Here is a 21,372-nt window from a genome sequence, read left to right as displayed (position 1 = left end):
AAGTGAGTATAAATCCCTAATTAATCATCACATATCCAAAGTCCAGCTCACCTGCAGCATTCATATTTACCCATCCACTTCCTGACATTCCAAAAGCTGAAGCCGTAGCATAAACTATATCATTAATCTTCACATCCGCATTTAAAAATAGCTCGGCATCAATGTAATAGGTGTTAGTTGACATGCCTTCTAAAAAACCGGTGATAAATACGTTTTCGTGATAAATTTGAACATCCGACTCACTTATCGGTCCCCAACTATCTGCCACACCAATGGTAATTTTTACTGTCTCGTGTTCAACATAACTGTATTTCCCATCTGCATATGAACAGGTACCGTCATCTACCTCTGCTTTTTCGTTGTAATTGTCGGCATGTATTTCTGTGCATCCTTCTTTTTGACAGGAGATAAGAATATTGCAAGAAATTAGAAAAATATAAAATAGGGATTTGCGGTTCATAAGAATTGGTTGATATGTCTAAAAGTAAATTGAATTATTGGATTTGTAAATCAAAAATGCAGATTGTCAATCTATGTAGCATAATTGAGTATTTAACGGTGTTTTGAAGAGTCTCAAACAAATTGTTAGTTTTAACTTATCGCACAATTGATAATTAGCATTCATGAGCAATCTCATTCTCGAAACAAACGGTTCAAAATCTATTTGGAGATATATAATTTTATGGGTAGCTCCACCATTTACTATTATCCTTTTTTTAACGTCAGTTTATAAGCCCATTATTTGGCTATTTCTATTGCCATTTGTCATTGTTGCCCTGTGTGCTATCTATTTCAAATCGTATCGCATTAAAGTTTTCAATGATAAAGTTGTAAAGGAGTATTTAATCAGAAAGAAAAAAATTGAGCGCAGTTCATCCAAAATCAAATTTAGAATGGGTGATTATTATGAATCGAGAGGACATAGTGAAATTGTAATTATTAATTGTGGAAATGAATTGATAGGAACAATTGAGTTTAGTTCGTTTTCAAAACTTGAAAAGTTTGTTGAGCAGACACTAAAAAGTGGCGATCGGTATGTCTGGAATAAAACCATGGGAAATGGTGATGTTTATGATAAGATCAAATTCTTAATTAACAAGTACCAGAGCGAAATAAGAGTTTAATGCGAAACTTCTAATCAAGTCCAATTTGGCAAGATTTGTGTGGGTCTTATTGTATGAATCACTTCAGTCAAATATTTAGTTTAGCCTTTTTTTTAATGACTTTCTTTTCTTGTGGCGCGCAAGACAAAGGCGAATTAATTGATCCATGTGTCATTTGGGAAACTGACTCATTTTATGTAGAAGTTGAGCACTCAGTTTTCAAAGAAAATATGAATCGTTGGAAAGAAAGTTGGGGTGAAACTGCAGTTGATCTTGAAAACAAAATGGATGCGGATACAAGGAATGTTTTCGAATTGGCCGATAATCACTCCTGTAAATTCATGTTGGAAACATGGGTAGGCATGTTCTACAAAAGAAAAGAGATAGTGATTCGGAATAAATCAACCAATAAGATTGAACAGGATATTAAAGAGACGAAATATCAAGATGTGGGCACTGAAGGGATTGAGATTTATGTAAGAGATGAGAAAGTGATAAAAATTATTGAAATGGTTTATTAAATCATGTTAACAGAATGTAATAAGCAACTTTTCACCATTTGTGTTTGTCCTCTGTAAAAACTAACTTTATTCAAACCCATTTCATAATGAAGAAGTTTGGAACAATCACAGGCATGATACTGTGGCTATTTACTTTTGTATTAGCGCTTTCATTAATCGGACCTCTAATCTTTTTAAAGATTGCGTCCAATCTTGGTAGTTTATTTGAAGGTTTTGTTGGTTTTTCAGCGATTAGTTCAATGCTTTTTGTAAGCATCATTTTTTTAATCTCGCCTATCATTTTCTATTTATGGAACCTGAAAAAAAATGGAAAACCCTCAAACCTATTGTTTATTCTAACCTGTATTCTTGGAGTTGTATTTATGAATACAACAATAACTTTTCTTTTAGTAGATTGGAATTCTGATACAATACAAAGTGATCTGGAAAACAAAATTATTTCAGTTACATTATGGACAAGTTGGACATATGTTATTTTCGGAATTATTCATGACATTCTTAAGTCGAATAGATGATATACAGAAATGAACACGTACATCTTCATAGGACTTCTTATTACAACTTTTGTTTTTGCTACAATAATCTGGAACAAAAGACACAGGCAAAAGCTTCGAAAATTGGCTGACTCCAGGCCTGTTAAATCAAAAGAAGATTATATCTCTTTTTATATCCAAAAAGATTATCCTAAAGAATATATTGAAGCCGTTTATGATGCTGTTCAAACCTATGTAAAACATGATTGGTTTTCAATGTATCCCGAAGATGATTTGATAAATGACTATGACATTGACCATGAAGATTTGGAAGAGTCATTAATGTCTGTCCTAAAAAAGAAAAATTTGACCTTGCCGGACAAATCTAAACTGGATTTTTTGAATGAAAAATATGCAGATAAATTAACTGCCGAACATTTAATTGAGGTTTTGAGTATTGAAAACTAAAGCCGATAAAGCAATTAATTTCCAATACTCCTTTCTCAAAACAGAAGAAAGCCTTCTCCGCAGTCCTGGCTACGCTTCTTCTGTAGTATCTTCTGATTTTTTGGTCAAAATCACAACTCCCATTGCAACTAACCAAATTGATTTAATGTGAAATAGCGGTTTGTAAATCTCAAAATTGTCAGGAATAGCCAAAATGATAGCTACCGCAGCTAATCCAAGCAATAATGTATAAGCGCCTAACCAAGTTGGAAAAAGTTTCCATTTAAGAAATCCTGCCCCTAATAAAATCAATCCTACACCTGAAAATATCTTTCCAAATCGCAAGAAACATGTTACATACTGGTTAACAGGTAAAATTCCGTTCATAAAAGCTTCTACTTCCTCTGGTGATTTATCCATGGTTTGTCCAACTCCCCATGCACCAAAATTGTAGTAAAATGCCGCAGCAATAGCCAAAGTAAAAGTTCCTACTATTGTCATACCTGCGCCAGGCAACATTACAACTCTGTATGGTTTTTTACCAACTATTGATAACAATGCCATTACAGCTATTGCCATTGTAACCCATCCAAAAATATGGAAACGATACATCCAGATCCAATACCAAACATCTTCGCCAATAACAGCAAAGTCTGAAGATTGAATGTATTCACCTAAATGATGAGATGAAAATGCCCATCCTCCCCAAAGTAAAAGGGCGCCTAAAATAAAAGCCCACCCTGTGAACTTGTGCTCAATACTATTATTCATTTCTTAAGGTTGTGATTAAACAATTAAAATTATGCTAATCCCTCCGGTAGTTTTGTGACAATTGTTACACAAGGGATTTAAATTGAATTTAAGTGTCACGAATTCAACCTATTATGAAGTAGGTTGAAAACGTTAACACTTTTACATAAAACGGACCTTTTATTCCTCATCAGGAGTTTTACCAAACCCTGAAGTGATAAGACCAAAAAATCGTTTTGGATATTTCTCCATTTTTGGGAAACCTAATTTTATATCTCTACCTGATGAAGGAATATAGCTTTTACCAAATAAGTAATCCCAGATGCTTAATGTAATTCCAAAGTTTACACCATATCTTCTTTCATGCGGTAAATCTTTTGCGTGATGCCAAATATGCATTTTAGGATTATTGAAGATGTATTTAAGTGGCCCATATCCCCATCCTAAATTGGCATGATTTAAGTGCCCAACAGCTATGGTAAAGAAGTAAATGATAAATGCTTGCTCAGGAGCAAATCCTCCTATAAACATTACAGCGATAAATTTCATTGGTGTGTAAAAAACAGTCTCCATCCAGTGGTATCTTAAATGTGCTGCAAATCCCATTTGTTCAACTGAGTGATGCACTTTGTGGAATCTCCAAAGGAATTCAAATCTGTGTAAAGCCACATGGGTGATCCATTGAATAAAATCTGTGGCCAGGAAAAAGATCAACATCTGCCATCCCCAGGCCAAACCGCTCATGTCAAATACGGAAACTCCTGTAATATCTGTTCCGCTTAGATCATAAATAATCTTGGTAACAAACTTTGAAAACGCAATGAAAATAACAAGGTTGAAAATGTAAAAGTTGAAGAACATAAAAAAGAAATCCAACCAAAAGTCTTTTCTGAAAATAGCTTGTTCTTTTCTCCAGGGAAACAATATTTCTAGTATCCAAACAACTAATGAAAGGACAACTAAAAACCAAAAATAATTCTCATACCAAGGGGTTGATCTAAAAGTTATTTGATCAACGATATAGTTTAAGTAACCAAAAAAACTGTCTTTAAAAAGTTGTCCGTAGGTAACTTCATCTAAAGGATTGATTTCTCCTGTTTCAAATGGCAAAGTTTCGTCACTGTTCCACTCAACCCATGATCCATCATAGTTTTTTACATTTGGATAACCAAGTACTTGCGTCAATACCATATAGGTGTGAGATGATCTTGTTCCTGTATGACAATAAACAATGACATTTTTATCTGGAACAATTCCTTTTTGCTCAAATTCATATTTCAAATCATTGAGCGGTTTTAATGATTTGCCGTTTTCAAAATCTACCAGATTTCCCCAATCTAAATGTACAGCACCGAGAATACGGCCTCCTTTAGCGGCAGGAGATTTAACCATTTCACCTGTGTACTCCTCATACATTCTGGTGTCCACAATGATGAAATCGTTTTTATCTATAGCCTCAAGTACTTCATCTTTGTTGGTTAAAAAATTTGCGCTATTGTCCTGCAGCTGTAAAACTGCTGTAGAGTCATTGAAATTGGCCTGTTTAAATGAAGCATTTTCATTATTCCAGCTATCTAATCCACCATTAAAAACCTGAACATTTTCAAATCCGTATGATTTTAAAACAATCCAAAATCTGGCGGCATCACTTCCTCCTTTATGGTCGTAAACCACAATTTTGTCATTGTTACTAATTCCGTAATTGTTTAAGAGATTCTCTATCTGTTCCAGGTCTGCTATTTCACCGTGAAATTGCCCATCTGATTTTGAAATGTCATCTCTTGTAATGTGAATAGCTCCATCAATGTGTTCTTTTTCATAAACATCCTTTTTACTGATGTCAAATAAGAAAATGTCTGAAGATTGTTTGGCCAGTTCATCTGCTGAAATAAAGGCTTGATTGTCTTGGGCAAATCCTAAATTAAAAGACAATAGGATAATTGCCAGTGCGGTGAGTCGTGCGATCATATTAAATTTTTTAGATTCAACTTAAGGTGAGTTAAAGCACTAAAAATCTACAACTTAGTGATTCGGCATTTTAGTAAGTTATAAATTTAAATACCTTTTTACTTTATAATGTCTTTCAGGATGTTGCATTAATTTTTACATTATTTTAATACAACAAAGAAGGACATGGTGAGTGCTGTAATTGCGAAACTACTCCCAAAATAAGGATTACTTTGTGACATTAGTTACAGAACTTTCCTTTATTGATTCTTAGCTTTGAGTTTGCTCATCATTTTAAGAGATGCCTATGGACAGTGAAAAAAATTCGAGTAGAAGGAAGTTTATTTCAAAATCTACTCTAGCCATATTTAGCGCCGCTATTGGTTCTAAAATTGTTTTTGGGGAAAATTTACCTACCGACATGGAGCCTATCGGGCTTGATGATAAAAATGGTCCCAAAAAAGTTATTCCGGGTAAAAGCGACCGACTTAAAATTTTAAATGACAAACCATGGAATGGTGAAACTCCGGTTCATTTATTGGATCCAGAAGTTACGCCGGCTGCTTTAATGTTTGTAAGAAACAATGGAGTTCCGCCTGAAGATGTTAATGTAGATACATGGACGCTTGAAATTACTGGAGAATCAGTTAAGCAGACTAAAAAATATACTTTAAAAGAGTTACAACAAAAGTTTAAGCAATATTCATACAACCTAACTATTGAGTGTGGAGGTAATGGTAGAGCCGAGTTTAATCCTCCAGCAAAAGGGAATCAATGGGGTCTTGGTGCAGTTGCCTGTACAAAATGGACCGGAGTGAGATTGAAAGATGTTTTGAATGATGTTGGGATTAAAGATGATGCTGTTTATATAGGTTATTATGGTGCAGATACTCATTTGTCAGGAGATCCTGATAAAGTAGTAATATCAAGAGGAGTTCCAATTTCTAAGGCTATGGAGGATGAGTCTTTAATTGCCTGGGCAATGAATGATCAACCTATTCCGGAGATGAACGGATATCCGTTGAGATTGGTAATGGGCGGATGGCCTGCCTCTGTATCTGGAAAATGGCTTACAAAAATTTCAGTTCGTAATAAAGTACACGACGGACCTAAAATGGAGGGTCAGTCTTACAGAGTTCCTAAATTTCCTGTACCTCCTGGAACAAAGGTGCCGGATGAAGCAATGGAAATCATTGAGTCAATGCCGGTAAAATCTATTATTACTTATCCTAAAACAGGTGCAATTGTAGGAAAAGGAAAAACATTTGAAGTAAGAGGACACGCATGGGCAGGGGATTTGGAAGTGAAAGAAATGCATGTTTCAATTGACTTTGGAGTTACCTGGACGAAGTGTGATTTGCAACCGCCAAAAAATAGACTGGCCTGGCAAAGATGGAGCACCAAGGTAAAGCTACCTGAATTTGGATATTATGAAATTTGGGCAAGAGCAACGGACCAAAACGGAAAATCTCAACCAATGGTGGTTCCTGGATGGAATCCTAAAGGTTACCTAAACAACGCATGTCATAGAATTGCGGTTAAACAGGCGTAATGGATTTTGAAGAGTACAAAGAATTAGCCTTAAAGAGGGCCAAAATTGCTATAAACACTGGTGTATTAATCATTGTGTTTAGTGTTGTTTGGTTGCTTCAGGTGGGATTGTTTCCGGATTTATTTGATCCGGCTCCCGAGATTGTTGCAATGGACACCACTAATGTGCAAGAAGAATACATTCCGTCAACAACAATTGATTCAGCAGATGTAGTGGACGGAATTCATCAACCTACTGGTTTGATTGTAGATAAAGGAGTGGAGGATGTTATGGTTACCTGTGGTGCCTGTCACTCACTTAACTTGGTAACGCAAAACAGAGCAACCAGAGAAGGTTGGAAAGATATAATTGTTTGGATGCAGGAAACACAAAAACTTTGGGATCTTGGACCAAAAGAAGAAGTTATCTTGGATTATCTAGGTAAAAACTACGCGCCTGAAAATGAAGGCCGAAGACCAAATTTGGTCGTGGAAGAGTGGTATCACTTGAATTAGTTTCGATTATTTAATTTCTAGTAGTTCACTTTAAGACTTGTTCCGGCTGTGATGATTATCGCGGCTGGTGAGTCTTTTTTTTCTTTGAAGTATTTTGGTAGATTTGAGAAAAGCATTCTCAAAAAGTGAACGTAAAAACAATTTCAGATGAAGACTTTTTTAATGATTCAAAGTACTTGAATCTAGATAAAAGCTTAAACGCAGATTTCCTGATTTATTACTATTCACAACCTACTTGGAGTGAAATGCCTAGAACTGTGAAGTTGATTATTGATAGTGAATATCAATGTGAATTAAAACTGCTATGGTATCAATTTCCAAAAACGGAAAGATTGTTTTGTCAAATATCATTTAAAAAGTTGCCTGACCAAATTGTTGAATTAATTCAGCGATTGCAATCATTAGGTGATTTTCAACTCAAAAAAATGTATACAAGTAAAGATGAAGAATACGGGCCAGAAGGTCTCTCAGAAGATTCATACAAATTGAACTTCCCTTCATTTACGAGTTCCATTAATATGAGTGTATATTGGACAAATGAAATGCTTTTTAAAAATACTGGTGAAATAACCTTTCTAGAGCTGCACAAAGCCCTTAAAGATTGGAATGATGATGTTTATTTAGAGTTGGTAGAGAAGAGTAATTGAGATTAAATATATCTTCACTATGAGCTAATCCAAACATTTACAATAAATTGTATTGATGAAACTCACATTTTACCTATCAATAATTCTGTTGTGTAATACACAAAGTCTTTTTGCTCAGTCTGACACTTTAAATCTGTACAATACAAATGGAGAAAAAAAGGGTTGGTGGGTAATTTATTTGGATCATAATTTAGAACAGGTAGATGATAGCACAAAAGCTACTCATTGCAGATATACATATTATACCGGAAAGTTTGATCACTATAATATGGGAGCTATTGGAACTAAAAAAACACCGGTTATTTTCCCTAAAAATGATACGTTAACCTTTGGTGGATTAACCATGTTAAACGGAACCTATTCTTCAAATTATAAAGGAGGAAAAATTCATTTTGAATTATCGGCAGATGCTGGTATTCTGAAGGAGTATAAAGAATATTACAAAAATGGTCAGCTCAAAACGCATTTAATTTATTCTGAAAAATGTGGTGCGCCAATTAGAGGTTGTATCAAATTATATGATGAAAATGGCAAGCTAACTTATGACGGAACCAATCGGATTCCGGGTGATTAAGTCAATCCAATATTGAAGTCACATCTTATTTGATTTTTACGTTTTAATACTTAATTCTCTCTTTTTTTGACAAGTATAAAATCAATTTAAGCTGTTGATTTGTTATTACTTAAGTGGAAAATGATCCCATATTTTAGATCCAAATCCAAAATCTAAATAATGAAATTACTTTTCCTTTTTACCTTTTCTTTATCATTAACCCTTTCTCAAGCTCAAGGTTTTGAATGGGCTGGACAAATAGGAGGTGCTAGTATTGAACGCCCTCATGATATTCTAATCGATAAAGCAGATGGTTCTGTATACTTAATCGGCTTTTTTTATGGTCAGTTTGATCCGGATCCAAATGGCAGTATTCCTATTGATGCTATTGATGCTTCAGACGGAATTTTTGTAAAATTGAACAGTTCAGGTGATGTTGTTTGGGCTACACATTTTGGAGACATAGGTAACCAAACAGGTACAAAAATGGCTTTTGATAATCAGGGTAATATTATCATAATAGTTAATGCAAGTCCTAAAGTAACAGTTTACAGTTTTGATAAAACTTCAGGGAATAATAACTGGTTTTACTCCAGTGATTACAGTTCGCAAGTGAATGGATATGGTATAGCTAATGACATTGATAGTAACGTTTATGTTGTAGGAACCTATTCAGACACAGTAGACTTTGATAATACTGCAAATACTGAATACCTAATAGCAGAAGGAAATGAAGATGGTTTTGTGCTGAAACTAAATCAAAATGGGGAGTACGTATGGTCAAAATCTTGCGGAAATTTATTTGGAGGAGCATTGTTTAGAGATGTAGAATATCATGAGAATAATGACTTATATATTTCTGGGTTTTTTCACGGACAAGTAGATTTTGATCCTTCAGCATCTATTAATTATTTGAATGCAACAGGAAGTACAGATGGTTTTGTTATGAGAATGGACACAGCCGGTAATTATGTTTGGGCAAAGCAAATAGCCGGAACTTCGTCAATTCAATGCAATGGTTTGGCCATTAAACTTAACGGAAATATAGTAATGTGCGGTTATTATGACGGAACTATTAATCTGGATCCAAACGGCTCAACAGCCACATTCACTGAAGAGGGTTCAGGAGATATTTATGTTCATGAGCTAGACGAAGATGGTGACATAGTTTGGGCCAAATCAATTGGAGGAACTGCCTATGATGGAGCAGAAGGTTTAACTGTAGACGCAGACGGAAATGTATATGTCACTGGTGGTTTTGGTGATGTAGTAGACTTTGATCCTTCTACTGCCACTTTTGAATTAGATTCAGGTTTTGCAGGTGATGCTTTTGTATTGAAGTTAGATAGCTTAGGTGATTTTAATTGGGTGTCATCTGTTGAAGGTAACAACGGCTTTAATAGAGGTTATGATGTTGATTTAGACGCAGATGATAATGTGTATTTTACAGGAACATTTGGAGATACTGCTGATTTAGATCCAACCAATGGTATTCAATATGAAGTTGCCACTGATCCAATGGATTGGTTTGTTATTAAACTAAATCAAGATTACTTTTTTGAAGTACCTGAAATCGAAAATAACTTGGTAGTATATCCAAATCCATCAAAAGATTATTTATTCATTGAAGGCTCAAATACAATTGATGAATTCTTCATTTTTGACATGCAGGGCAGAATTGCTTTAAGCGGTAACAATACTTCTGTGGTAGATGTGCGTCAACTTTCTAATGGGCAATATGTTTTTGCTTACACACAAAATGGAATTGCCAATAGTTTGAGTTTTGTCAAGGAATAGATAGTTGTTGTTACAATTTCGTACATTCATGTAATTGTTTGCATTGAATGGCCCAAAACGAAATCACAAAAGCAACGCGATTTATCAATTTTTTCGTTGATAATTTGATCATCAATTTTGTTGTGCAAGTCATTGTCATTTTTTCTGAGATGGATCGCTTTTACGCTTTGATATTTGCTATTAGTATGTACCTGGTTTACTACATTACCATGGAATATTTATGGCAGCAAACAGTTGGTAAAATGGCTACACAATCAAGAGTGGTTGATCTAAACGGTAACAAACCTCCTTTTTGGAGAATTGTAATTCGTACTTTGTTGAGGTTTAATCCACTGGATGGCTATTCGTACGCATTTGGACAAGAGCAAGGAACCCATGATTTGTTATCAAGAACTAAATTGATATCTAAACAAAACTAATTACAGATATGTTGAGAATGCTAATTATGTATGTGGTGTGTTTGAGCTTTGTTTCATGTAATTCAACTCCCCAATATGAAGACAATTTGGATGATGTTGATTTGTACAGATTTGAATCATGGCTAAGCGAAGATGCTTCCAATTTAATTCAACAAATGGATGAATATGGAACTTATGAATCGCAGTTTGTGGGAGCAGGTGGTTCTCAATCCGAACAATGGACGAGATATGAAAAGCTCAAATCAATACTAACACTGGATGAATTAGTCTTGTTAACGAAGCATCCGTCTGCCACAGTTAGGGCTTATGCCTATGAAGGAGTTTGTTCTTATCATTATGATGGGTCTTTTAATTTGTTGAAAGATAACCTACACGATACCGCTAGAATTGAAACTTTGTCCGGTTGCGAACTGGGTTTTACTTATGTTGGAGATATAATGATCTACAGCTATGAAGCTGAATTTATTTACGAGTATCCTGATACCCATCAAACTGAATGGGATGAATTAAATGATCTTTTGACTAATACACCCAATTTGGTTTTAATGCATCAAGCGGCAATCAAAGATTAGTTATCTTTACCAAAAATCACTGAATATGAAATGGTTGAATCTACTACTTGTGCCATTTATCTTTTTACTTGCTTGTCAACAATCTGAAACGCCAGATGAAACAACAGAAGAAGTTACCGAAGAAATTGCGGAAGAAGAAATGATAGAGGAGGTAAGTGAACCAGATGGTCCATTAGAAGAGGAAGTAGAAGAAGATCAAACTGCATTTTTCAAAGGGATTTATTATCGTTTATATGCTAATTATCTAAAAGATTATGAGCGCTTTATAAATGAGAAAGATCAATTGCTTACAATGAGTAGACATTCATTTAGTGTTTATCATGATGAAAACCAAACCTGGTATTTCAATAAAGAGGGTAAGCCGGTTTTTTATATATCAGATATGGGAGGAGAAGGAGGATATATGTCAGAAGAGTTTAAGTATTTTAAAAACGGTAAACTTTGGCTACAATTTTTGAAGGAAGATGATGGTGGTCATTTATCCACTAAAATCAAAGCTTTGTCTGAGGATGAAACACTTGAAGCAATGCAAATGTCACTTACTTATGATGGAGATTCTACATTTAATGCGGTAAATTATGAGGAGCTGGATGTTGTCTACAAAAAAGTACTGAAAGCTGCCAAAAAAGATGGTTTTAAAGCTGGAAATAAATATGTTTTTGAAGATATAAAACAAGTAGAAAGTGAATATGGCGGAATGGAAAGTGAGGGGTATGAATTGTCCATTGATAGTCTCTTGTTCCCAAAGCTTTATAAGTAGATCTTAATTTTTCTTCTGAAAAAAATTGCCGACCTTTAAACCTTTGTTTAAAAAAGGTGTCTAAGTACGGATTATAATCGCAACTATGAAAATTAAATTAATTGCAGCCTTTGTTTTGCTGTTGTCTAACCTAATGGTTTCAGCTCAACTTTCAGGTGAAGTTCAATATACAACCAAAATAAACATGCATAAAAACATTCCGGATACTGAGCGTGGTAAAAGGATGAAGCAGTTTGTGCCTGAGTTTATGGATTTCAAAAACACTTTACTTTTTACTGCAACAGAGACCGTTTACAAAAACGTTCCGGATGAAGATGAAGGTGTTGAAATGGATGAAGATCAAAGACGCCAAAGTTGGATGAAAAAAAGAATGGCACCGGCGAATGATATTGTCTACACGAATGTTGAAACCAATGAAGTAGTAGAGAAAAAAGAATTCATGGACAAGGTGTTTTTAATTGAAGATTCAATAGTTGCAGCTAAGTGGAAATTAACCGGTGAAATGAAAGAGGTATCCGGAATGAATTGTATGAAGGCGGAGTATGTGCCGGCTGCTAATGATTCAACCGATACTTTACAAATGTATGTTTGGTTTACACCTGAAATTGCAGTTTCTTCTGGTCCGGCTGGTTACGGAGGATTACCAGGCTTGATTGTTTACCTTAACGAAAATGACGGAACCAAAGAAATTTCCTTGTCAACTATTGTGATGAGAGAAATTAAAAAAGAGGAGATTGAAGAACCTAAAAAAGGTAAGAAAGTTACACGCGAAGAATATCACGAAATTGTAAGAAAGAAAATGGAGGAACAACGCAAACAGTGGGAAGGCCAAAAAGGCGGTCACTGGCATTGATCCTAATCTAAATCATGAAAAAACTTGGACTTTTCATCCTTTTGGCAATTGGATTTGCTACTGGATCACTTGCACAAACTATCAGTATTAAAGGATCAGTAAGATCTTTTGAAGGAGATTCACTTACAGGTGCTTCCGTAATGCTAATTGGGGCGCAGGATTCAATTCTTAAAACATATTCAATCACCAACAAAAAAGGAGATTTCACTTTGAGTGGAGTAAAAGTTGGAGATTACGTTTTAAAAGCATCATTTTTTGGTTATTTGCCATTTGAACAGGGTATTTCTATTACTGCTGAAAGTAAAGACATGGAGCTTAATCCTTTGGTTTTGCAACCTAAGATGTTAGATGGGGTTGTAGTGGATGCCAACTATGTTCCATTGCAAATTAAAGGAGATACCATTGAATATGATTCAAGAGCTTTTGAAGTAAAAGAACATGATGTTGTAGAAGATCTTTTGAAACAATTACCTGGTGTTGAGGTGGCAGAAGATGGTGGAATTAAGGTTCAAGGTAAAGATGTACAACAGGTGTTAGTAGATGGAGAAAAGTTCTTTGGTGATGATGCTACTATTGCTACTAAAAACCTACCGGCTAATTCAGTTGCAAAAGTTCAGGTGTTTGACAAAAAATCAGAGTCTTCAGAATTTACCGGAGTAGATGATGGAAGTGAATCTACTACCATCAATATCAAATTAAAAGATTCACACAAGAAAGGATATTTCGGAAATATTGCAACTGCAGGTGGAACGCAGTTGCCGGTGAATAATAATCCTCCAAGATATGAGGCCAAGGGAAACATTTTTATGTTTAAGAAAAAATGGCAAGTTTCTTTGATCGGAATGTCCAATAATGTCAATCAAACAGGCTTTACTTATAGTGATTATTCAAATTTTATGGGTGGTGCCCAAACCATGCGTAGAGGAGGTGGAGATTTAGGAGGATTGAGTTTGTCAAACGGAGATCCGGATGACGGGTTTTTAAATACCAATGCAACCGGAGTTAATATCAGTTATAAACCTTCAAAAAAGACTACATTTTCATCTTCATTTTTCTTCAACAAGTTTGATAAAACCTTTAATAAATCATTGTACAGAGAAACCTATTTTACAGATTCAACTTTGATTACAGATGAGTCTGCAGATCAAAATAGCAACTCGTATAACGGAAGAGCAGATATCTTGTTTGAAAAGAAAATAGATTCAACACACATGTTAACTGTGAAGTTAAATGGTAATGTAGGTCAAACAATTTATGACAATGCTAACTTAACAGACAATTTTACGGATGACAATCAATTGGTGAGTGCCTTTAATACAGGTTTGAATCAAACAGACTTTAACTACACTTTTACGGGATCTGCAGATTACCGTAAAAAGTTTTTGAAGGATGGAAGATACACCGGTATTGACGTTTCTTATGATAGAACTAACAAAGACTTGACTACTTATCTGGATTATTTGAACACCTTGGTAACCAATGGCGTTTCAGTTGAAACAGCTACCAGTCAGGATCAGTTGTCCATCCAAACTACAGATAATTTTAATGCTTTGTGGACATGGTCTGAACCTCTTTCATTGAGACATTTAATGCAGGTTGATTTGAGTGTTGACAGAAATGGTGAGTCAAGAAACAGAACAGTGTATGACAATGTTTCTGATCAACAAACACTAAACACCATTTTATCTGGTGACGGAGCTTATCACAGAATGCACTATAACGGTGAATTGCGTCATAAATACTTTGGTAAAAAAATCAATACAACCATTGGCGCGCAATACAAATATTTGAATTTGGCAGGTGTTGATTTGTTTACTGCTCCTAGAGAGTTCCACTACATTTTGCCATCTGCAAGATTTGAATGGGATCCAAACAAGAAAACAAATATGAGGTTGCGTTATTCTACTTCAATTACGGCTCCAACATTGAATCAATTACAACCATTGCAGGACAATACAAATCCATCTCAGGTGATTTTAGGTAATACATCATTGTCTCCTGAATATAAGCATACAGTGAACTTGAGAATGATGAATTTTAATCAGTTTAATTTCAGCTTTTTCATGTTCAACATTAGCGGAGGATATACCCAAAACAACATCATCTATTCGCAACAGGTAAATGAATATTATATCACTGAATTGGTTCCTGAAAACATTGGAGATGAAAAGAGTTTGAATGCTTTTGTGATGTACGGAACCTCCATTCATCCAATTAAAACAAAATTCAGATTACATACCAACGGTGGCGTATCTAATGGTTTGGTTAATTTGAATGGATTGCAAGATGCCTATACAACTTATACTTTCTCTCCTAGTTTGACAATTGAAAACATTGGAAAAAAGGTGATGGATTTGAGAGGTGGTGTAGCTTATAACTATTCAAAGAATACTTATAAAGACAACCAAAGCTTTAACAATGATTACCAAAACGTCAATTACTATTTGAATTTCACATTCAATATCAAAGACAGATGGGAAATCAATCCTAAGTATCAACACTATTTCTATCCTGATTTTGCTACAAACAATCAAGTAATGTTGTTGGATTTTACAGTGGCTTGCAACTTCTTAAAATCTCGTAAACTTCAAGTTTATGCAACAGCAAAAGACTTGTTGAATCAAAATACAGGTTTAAATCAGTATTACCTGCAAAATATCTACGAAAGAGAAGTAACCCAAACTTTGGGTAGGTATGTGATGTTAGGTGTTAAATACTCTTTCCAAAATCTGGGAGATAAAGGCGACAAGGCAGAAGAGAAGAAAAAAGATCAGTAAAAGGTATATCTGAATCTTATTTCGTAGTATTTACCATCCCTATCAGTACATTCAATCTTGGAGATAAAAGTGGCACTTTCTCCTTTATTGTTATAGTTTTCGTAAACTATCTTTTCTTGATGCAACAATTTGTCGTTTTGATATACAGTTTTGCTTATTGGTTTACCTCTAGTATCTGTTTTCACCAAAATAGTTGTCTTTAACAGTGAGTCAGGTCTAATGTATATGCCGTCTAATACTCCGGGAGTAGGAAATAATTCAGCATGTAAGTCAAGAGTAGTTGTTGTGTAGTTGTTGGGATAGTAATAAACTAATCTATCAGTAGCATAGGTAGTAGTGTCTTTGCCTGTTATAAAGGTATAAATGCCATCTGTGGAATCCTTTGTGTTTGGAGTAGAAAATGATGGTCTCCAATTAGGTGAATTTCTTTTGACTCTGGCTTTGTTGTAATAATGAAATTGATAATGTTTGGTTTTAACTCTTCCCAAAGTATCAAAAACCAAAACCAATGAAAGATCATTGTTTTCTTGAGTGCTGTCAGTTGCCGGAGTATGTATAATCTCCTCAATTGACTTCACTTTTAAATAAGAGAAATTCCAAAAATGATGATCTCCATAAAGCTCTTTTTCAGCTCCATATTTTGTGAGAGGAATGACATCTTGTCCAAAAGAAGTTAGATGAATGAAGATGAATAGGGTTAAAATGTTTTTCATAGTGTCGAAATAACGAAATCTTAGTAAAAAGGTACATTCAATCTACAGAATTGGCAATTTAGTAAATCTCTCATAGGACACTCAAAAATTGTTCTGTACATTTGTTCTGATTTGCCATCAAATGCACAAATAGCAGTACGTTCAGTAGTATTAGGTTTAATAGGAAACATCTTTTTAGCCGCCATTAAATTCGTAGCCGGTTTTTTAGGTAATTCGTATGCTTTGATAGCAGATGCCATTGAATCTACCACTGATATTTTTGCTTCTATTTTAGTGCTGGTCGGAATCAAATATGCAGCAAAACCGGCAGATGAAAATCATCCTTATGGACATGGTAGAGCAGAGGCACTTTTAACCTTTGTAGTGGTGGCATTTTTGGTATTAGCAGCGACTATTATTGCTTATCAAAGCATCATCAATATTCAAACACCGCATGCAACTCCAAAACCATATACCTTGATTGTGTTGGTGGTAATTGTTGCATTCAAAGAAGTGTTATATCGTTTTACTAAAAAGAAGAGTAAAGAAACACATAGTACTGCATTACATGCTGAGGCTTGGCACCACCGTTCAGATGCTATCACTTCATTACTAGCAATGATAGGTATTACTGTAGCCTTGATTTTTGGGCAGGGCTATGAAATTGCTGACGATATTGCTGCCTTGTTGGCTTCTGCTTTTATTTTGTACAATGCCTACACCATTTTCCGTCCTGCTTTGGGTGAAATCATGGATGAACATACGCATCAAGAGTTGGAAGAAGAAGTAAGAAAATTATCGGTTGAAGTAGAAGGTGTGGTAGATACGGAAAAATGCTTTATCCGTAAAATTGGAATGGAATACCAGATAGATTTACATGTAATTGTAGACAGAAATATTCCTGTTTATGAAGGTCATGAAATATCTCACCGTTTGAAAGATCATTTGATGAGTTCATTACCCAATATCCTAAATGTGTTGATCCATATTGAGCCAACGGATGAATGATTTAGTTGGCAGTAAACCTCACTATTAAATTCTCAGCCTGCATGGTAAATGCAAATTTTTCAATAACGCTTTCAACTGGAACAGTCAATTCAAAATTGTAATGCTTGCAAACAGTAGAAATGGCCATTGTCAATTCGTCCATTGCTAACTTCATTCCCGGACAAAATCTGGGACCCGCTCCAAAAGCTCGCATGTATTGTGGATGGTGTTTTTCATGATATGGACATTGCGCTTTTAGCCAACGCTCAGGATGAAAATTTTCTCCATCAGTGAAGAAGTTGTCTGCAGTTTGCGCCACCATGTTTTGCAACATTACTACCTGTCCTTTTTCAATTGCCAGGTCATTGATAAGGACATCTTCATTGGCTTGCATAAAAAGTTGAGGTGTTGTTGGTTTTAAACGAATTGCTTCTTGAGCAACAGCATTTGCCAAACTCAATTTTTGTAAATCTTCATATGTTTCAGGCACACTGTTATTCCCATAAATTTCATTTGCTTCGGTTCTAATTTTGGCAATCCATTCAGGGTGTTGAGATAAGTAAAAAACAGCCCAGGAAATGGAGTTAGAAGTGGTGTCTTCTCCGGCTAAAAGCATGGTAAATACATTGCCAAAAACTTCCTTGGTACTGAAATTATCTTCCTTTGATTCTATCAACAAAGCCTCTAAAAAATTGCTGGCAGTTGGTTGAGTTTCTAATTTTTTTTCGGCGTGTTCAATGAACTCATTTATCTGTGTTTCAACCGACTTCAAACTTTCTTCCAATTCTTTATCTTTCTTGCTTTTGAAATAACGCCAATACGGAAAAGGAGCAGATATTCTTTTGTTGATCATGGGAAAAATCTTTTCCAATTTCTCTTGAAAGTTTTTGCCCGATTCGTTGAGTGTGTTTAAGGCATATCCAAAGGCAATTTCTGTAGTAATGTCAATGGTATATTTCATGCTCATGGCAGAAACATTGATGTTATTTTGTTGATGTCGCTCAATGTGATTAAGCAATTCAATTGTGTTTTTAGCTACAATAGGATAATAGAGCTTTACGTTTTTGGCGTTCAAAGCTTCGGCTGCCGGTTTTCTGTGTTTATACCAATCTTCTCCTTCAGCATTAAAGACGCCATTTATACCCAATTCTTGAAATACTTCGTTGATTTTATTGAATCTGCTAAATTTCTCAGGGCGCATTTTTAAAATCTTACCATTCAATTCAGGATCAACAGAAACAATAAACTTTTTACCCGCTAAACTGATCTTGAAAATGTCTCCACATTCTTTGGACCATTTTTCAATGACACGGTGTTTGTTTGCTTCTTTAAATTCAGCTAGATTTCCCAGTGGCCACTTACCTTTTGGTTGAGGAAGATCTTTCAACTGCATTGTTACCTGATTGAGATTCATGAGGTAAACTTAAAACTTATTCGGCTTTGTAGATCTTAAAAATTGAACTGCAGCTATCTTTTTTGGAGAATAGACAAAGGATCTAATTTTATTTGAGTACTGTTACATGACCACTAATGGTTTGACGTTCATCACTCATTGTAGTACCAAAAGATATTTTCCAAACATAAGTTCCGTCTTGAACTATTCCGGCATTACCGTAGGTTCCATCCCAACCAATTGAGGCGTCATAAGATTCAAAAATTATTTCTCCCCATCTGTTGAAAATGGTCATATGATAGTCGTAAGGATCAAATCCGGATGTGAAAACAGGTGTAAATACATTGTTAAAATTATCTCCATTAGGCGTAAAGGCATTTGGAACATAATAAAGAAGAATGTCGTCAATATGGATAATGGCGGAGTTTGAATCAATACAACCGTTATCATCTTCCACTAGTAAAGTAATAGTATAAGAGATGTTGGGGTTGGTAGGAAAAATGTGATCTGGATTTATATTCGTTGAAAAGTAACCATCTCCAAAATCCCAGGTGTATGACAGCAGCGATTGGTCACTTGCAGTGAAATTCACTTCAGTGTTTTGCGTATTTGGGTTGGTAGGATTAAATGTAAATCCTGCATTAGGTGTTGGATAAACTGAGATATCCAATACATCTGTATTGATACAGCCATTCAAGTCAGCTGTTACAATAATGCTAGAAGTGCCTGTAACTACATAACTTCCATTGTTATTAGGGCTATAAGTCAGTATTGCATTATCAGGATTATCAACCATTAATTGTACAGTATCTCCAACACAAGCTATTTGATCTTGAGCATTGATAAGAGGAAGTGGAAGCACATCAATGGTAAAGCTTTCTGAATTTCCTGCACAACCTCCTGCACTCACAGAAACTACTATGTTTGCTGTTCCCTGGTCTGTACACGTAAATGCACCAATATCACCGGTTCCGTTTGATGGTAATCCAATTAAACTATTATCATTTGTCCAGCTTATGGTGGCTCCGGTAGTAGTACTGAAGTTGATACCATTCACAAGGTCTCCTTCGCAATAAGTACTATTATTTATTGGGTTTATTTGCGGTTCTGCTATAATTTGAATTTGGATGGTGCTGTCTGTTGGACAATTTCCGTTCAATGAGTAATTAACGCTATAATTTCCGGGTGTTGAGTTGTTTGGAGAAATCTCACCGCTACCTGGATCAATGCTCAAACCACTTGGAGTTGAACTGAATGTTCCACCGGTATTAATAATTTGATCAGGTACTTCATTGGCATCTAATACGCACCAGTTATTATTTGAAAATGAAAAAAACGGATCAGCTCCAATTTCTACTTCTACATAAACAGTATCTGTGTTTTCACAACCGTCAGCTGTTGTCCCTGTTACAATGTAGTTGTTTGAGCTAAGAGGTGTAAATGATACTCCATTCATTATTGCCTGATTCCAACTGTAGGTTCCGTTCACCCCAGCTCCATTTGCAGTAAGGATAACATTGTCTCCATAACATACAGTGTCATTAATACCTGCGTCAATTGTTGGAATCAGTGATTCTGTTACAATGATAGTGTCAGAAATAGTACAAGTACCTTCAGTTAATTCAGCTATATAAGTTCCGGGTGAATTTATGGTAATGATTGAATCAGTGCTTCCATTATTCCATTGATAAGTCCATTGACTGCCTTGACCGGCATCAATAGTGATTGACTCTCCTTGACAGTATGAACTGTCAGATGGTAAAAAATCTACGGGTGTGCAAGATTCAACTCGCCAAGTTATCCCTTTAAGTAATTCTCCGTTAAAATCTGCCGGCGTAAACATCATTCCAACAGCAGAGTGGGTATTTGGTCCTAATACAACTTGTCTTAACTCTCTATTGGATGAATAATATAAGATGTCATCCTTTACCGTTAAGTCTGTAGTTGGATAATAGGTGTTAACTCCATAGATCATGGATGAAGGAGTTGCCATTGTTGGGTCTTGCTCAAATATTCTCACAAATCCTGCACCACCCGGTTGGCCATCTAAGTAATAGAGGTGCCCGTTGTCATCAAAAGTTATCATATCTCCTTCTGGTTCGTACGGAGTGGTATGATTGAAAGTGCCAATTATTGTTCCTACCAGAGTGTTGGTATCAACTCTTATCAAAGTTTCAGACCAATAGTCGTTAGGGATAAATCCATTCAAACTTCCGGTAACATAAAGCTCTCCGTCAAATCTGTTAAAGGCAATACCTTCAATAAAGTGCACTGTTTGTCCCGGAATGGTGATATTCCCCAAAAAAGTATAGGTTCCATCCGCAGTAATTTTGGCAATACCACTGTTGTTTGTTGAACCATCTGAAATAACAAAGTAACATTGGTTTGGTTCAGACCAGGTTAAACGATAAGGATTCCATCCACTTGGGATATTAGACAAAGGCACTTCCACAGAAACATTGGCATTGTTTCTATTGATGCGAATTAACTGTTGATTAACCAAGCCAGTTAAGGTGTCATCTGCGGTTTGAGCATTGCTCCAAAAAGTTAGGAAAACGCAAAAAGTAATTGCCATAAATTTAAATGGCCAAATAAATCGTATTCCTTTGTGAGTGAGCATATTCCTTGCAAAGGT

At 35.4% G+C, this 21,372-nt stretch carries 21 protein-coding genes; 15 read left to right on the top strand and 6 right to left on the bottom strand.

The annotated features are described in order from the left end of the window. Positions 1 to 16 precede the first annotated feature (16 nt). Positions 17 to 460 (bottom strand): hypothetical protein, encoded by a 444-nt coding sequence (locus tag K6119_RS09710; protein WP_221838649.1) that lies wholly within the window; start codon positions 458 to 460, stop codon positions 17 to 19. A gap of 163 nt (positions 461 to 623) precedes the next feature. Between K6119_RS09710 and K6119_RS09705 the strand changes: the two genes are divergently transcribed. The 4 genes from K6119_RS09705 (at position 624) to K6119_RS09690 (ending at position 2,565) form a co-directional block, all read left to right on the top strand. After that, on the top strand, positions 624 to 1,124 hold the full coding sequence (locus K6119_RS09705) for a hypothetical protein (RefSeq protein WP_221838648.1): 501 nt from the start codon (positions 624 to 626) through the stop codon (positions 1,122 to 1,124). 53 nt (positions 1,125 to 1,177) lie between these two features. Then, a complete protein-coding gene (locus tag K6119_RS09700) occupies positions 1,178 to 1,624 on the top strand; it encodes a hypothetical protein (RefSeq protein ID WP_237828149.1) in 447 nt (148 codons plus the stop codon). An 86-nt stretch (positions 1,625 to 1,710) separates the two neighbouring features. Further along, positions 1,711 to 2,139 (top strand): hypothetical protein, encoded by a 429-nt coding sequence (locus tag K6119_RS09695; protein ID WP_221838642.1) that lies wholly within the window; start codon positions 1,711 to 1,713, stop codon positions 2,137 to 2,139. A 9-nt stretch (positions 2,140 to 2,148) separates the two neighbouring features. Further along, positions 2,149 to 2,565: a hypothetical protein gene (locus tag K6119_RS09690; RefSeq protein WP_221838641.1), complete on the top strand. Its 417-nt coding sequence runs from the start codon at positions 2,149 to 2,151 to the stop codon at positions 2,563 to 2,565. Between the two features lie 69 nt (positions 2,566 to 2,634). Here K6119_RS09690 and K6119_RS09685 read toward each other — a convergent pair whose 3' ends face one another. Both K6119_RS09685 and K6119_RS19465 read right to left on the bottom strand, forming a co-directional pair. Next, positions 2,635 to 3,315, bottom strand: a complete 681-nt coding sequence (locus tag K6119_RS09685) for a hypothetical protein (RefSeq protein ID WP_221838640.1) — start codon at positions 3,313 to 3,315, stop codon at positions 2,635 to 2,637. A 159-nt stretch (positions 3,316 to 3,474) separates the two neighbouring features. Then, a complete protein-coding gene (locus K6119_RS19465; protein ID WP_221838639.1) occupies positions 3,475 to 5,262 on the bottom strand; it encodes a rhodanese-like domain-containing protein in 1,788 nt (595 codons plus the stop codon). A 286-nt stretch (positions 5,263 to 5,548) separates the two neighbouring features. Between K6119_RS19465 and K6119_RS09670 the strand changes: the two genes are divergently transcribed. The 10 genes from K6119_RS09670 to K6119_RS09625 all read left to right on the top strand — a co-directional run bounded on the left by K6119_RS09670 (position 5,549) and on the right by K6119_RS09625 (position 15,665). Next, positions 5,549 to 6,793: a sulfite oxidase gene (locus tag K6119_RS09670; protein ID WP_221838637.1), complete on the top strand. Its 1,245-nt coding sequence runs from the start codon at positions 5,549 to 5,551 to the stop codon at positions 6,791 to 6,793. After that, entirely contained in the window at positions 6,793 to 7,287 is a 495-nt protein-coding gene (locus K6119_RS09665) for a monoheme cytochrome C (protein WP_221838635.1), read from the top strand. The genes K6119_RS09670 and K6119_RS09665 overlap by 1 nt, the downstream gene beginning before the upstream one ends. 125 nt (positions 7,288 to 7,412) lie before the next feature. Beyond that, positions 7,413 to 7,934 carry a hypothetical protein gene (locus tag K6119_RS09660; RefSeq protein ID WP_221838633.1) on the top strand — a complete coding sequence of 174 codons (522 nt, stop codon included), beginning with the start codon at positions 7,413 to 7,415 and terminating at the stop codon, positions 7,932 to 7,934. 55 nt (positions 7,935 to 7,989) lie between these two features. Continuing rightward, positions 7,990 to 8,508, top strand: coding sequence for a toxin-antitoxin system YwqK family antitoxin (locus K6119_RS09655; protein WP_221838632.1), 519 nt, complete (start codon positions 7,990 to 7,992; stop codon positions 8,506 to 8,508). Positions 8,509 to 8,667: 159 nt separating this feature from the next. Beyond that, positions 8,668 to 10,284, top strand: coding sequence for a T9SS type A sorting domain-containing protein (locus tag K6119_RS09650; protein ID WP_221838631.1), 1,617 nt, complete (start codon positions 8,668 to 8,670; stop codon positions 10,282 to 10,284). A 47-nt stretch (positions 10,285 to 10,331) separates the two neighbouring features. Then, a complete protein-coding gene (locus K6119_RS09645) occupies positions 10,332 to 10,703 on the top strand; it encodes an RDD family protein (RefSeq protein ID WP_221838630.1) in 372 nt (123 codons plus the stop codon). A gap of 8 nt (positions 10,704 to 10,711) precedes the next feature. Further along, positions 10,712 to 11,275, top strand: coding sequence for a hypothetical protein (locus K6119_RS09640; RefSeq protein ID WP_221838629.1), 564 nt, complete (start codon positions 10,712 to 10,714; stop codon positions 11,273 to 11,275). A 25-nt stretch (positions 11,276 to 11,300) separates the two neighbouring features. After that, on the top strand, positions 11,301 to 12,035 hold the full coding sequence (locus tag K6119_RS09635) for a hypothetical protein (RefSeq protein WP_221838628.1): 735 nt from the start codon (positions 11,301 to 11,303) through the stop codon (positions 12,033 to 12,035). An 85-nt stretch (positions 12,036 to 12,120) separates the two neighbouring features. Beyond that, positions 12,121 to 12,888: a GLPGLI family protein gene (locus tag K6119_RS09630; protein WP_221838627.1), complete on the top strand. Its 768-nt coding sequence runs from the start codon at positions 12,121 to 12,123 to the stop codon at positions 12,886 to 12,888. Positions 12,889 to 12,902: 14 nt separating this feature from the next. After that, the gene (locus K6119_RS09625) at positions 12,903 to 15,665 is read left to right on the top strand and encodes a TonB-dependent receptor (RefSeq protein ID WP_221838626.1); all 2,763 of its coding nucleotides are present in this window, start codon (positions 12,903 to 12,905) and stop codon (positions 15,663 to 15,665) included. On the opposite strand, the gene K6119_RS09620 is transcribed toward K6119_RS09625, so the two are convergent. Next, the gene (locus K6119_RS09620) at positions 15,659 to 16,378 is read right to left on the bottom strand and encodes a hypothetical protein (RefSeq protein ID WP_221838624.1); all 720 of its coding nucleotides are present in this window, start codon (positions 16,376 to 16,378) and stop codon (positions 15,659 to 15,661) included. The two genes, K6119_RS09625 and K6119_RS09620, sit on opposite strands and share 7 nt — an antisense overlap. A 111-nt stretch (positions 16,379 to 16,489) precedes the next feature. On the opposite strand from K6119_RS09620, the gene K6119_RS09615 reads away from it, so the two are divergent. Then, positions 16,490 to 17,365, top strand: a complete 876-nt coding sequence (locus K6119_RS09615; RefSeq protein WP_221838622.1) for a cation diffusion facilitator family transporter — start codon at positions 16,490 to 16,492, stop codon at positions 17,363 to 17,365. Position 17,366: 1 nt separating this feature from the next. Here the strand turns inward: K6119_RS09615 and K6119_RS09610 are convergent, their stop codons facing one another. Both K6119_RS09610 and K6119_RS09605 read right to left on the bottom strand, forming a co-directional pair. Further along, on the bottom strand, positions 17,367 to 18,758 hold the full coding sequence (locus K6119_RS09610) for a cytochrome P450 (RefSeq protein WP_221838620.1): 1,392 nt from the start codon (positions 18,756 to 18,758) through the stop codon (positions 17,367 to 17,369). Between the two features lie 88 nt (positions 18,759 to 18,846). Further along, a complete protein-coding gene (locus K6119_RS09605; RefSeq protein ID WP_221838618.1) occupies positions 18,847 to 21,312 on the bottom strand; it encodes a T9SS type B sorting domain-containing protein in 2,466 nt (821 codons plus the stop codon). Positions 21,313 to 21,372: the final 60 nt, after the last annotated feature.

This window comes from Paracrocinitomix mangrovi, from assembly GCF_019740355.2.
Lineage (GTDB): Bacteria > Bacteroidota > Bacteroidia > Flavobacteriales_D > Crocinitomicaceae > Paracrocinitomix > Paracrocinitomix mangrovi.
Note: the sequence above shows the minus strand (reverse complement) of the source record. Positions and strands in the feature narration are given on the sequence as shown.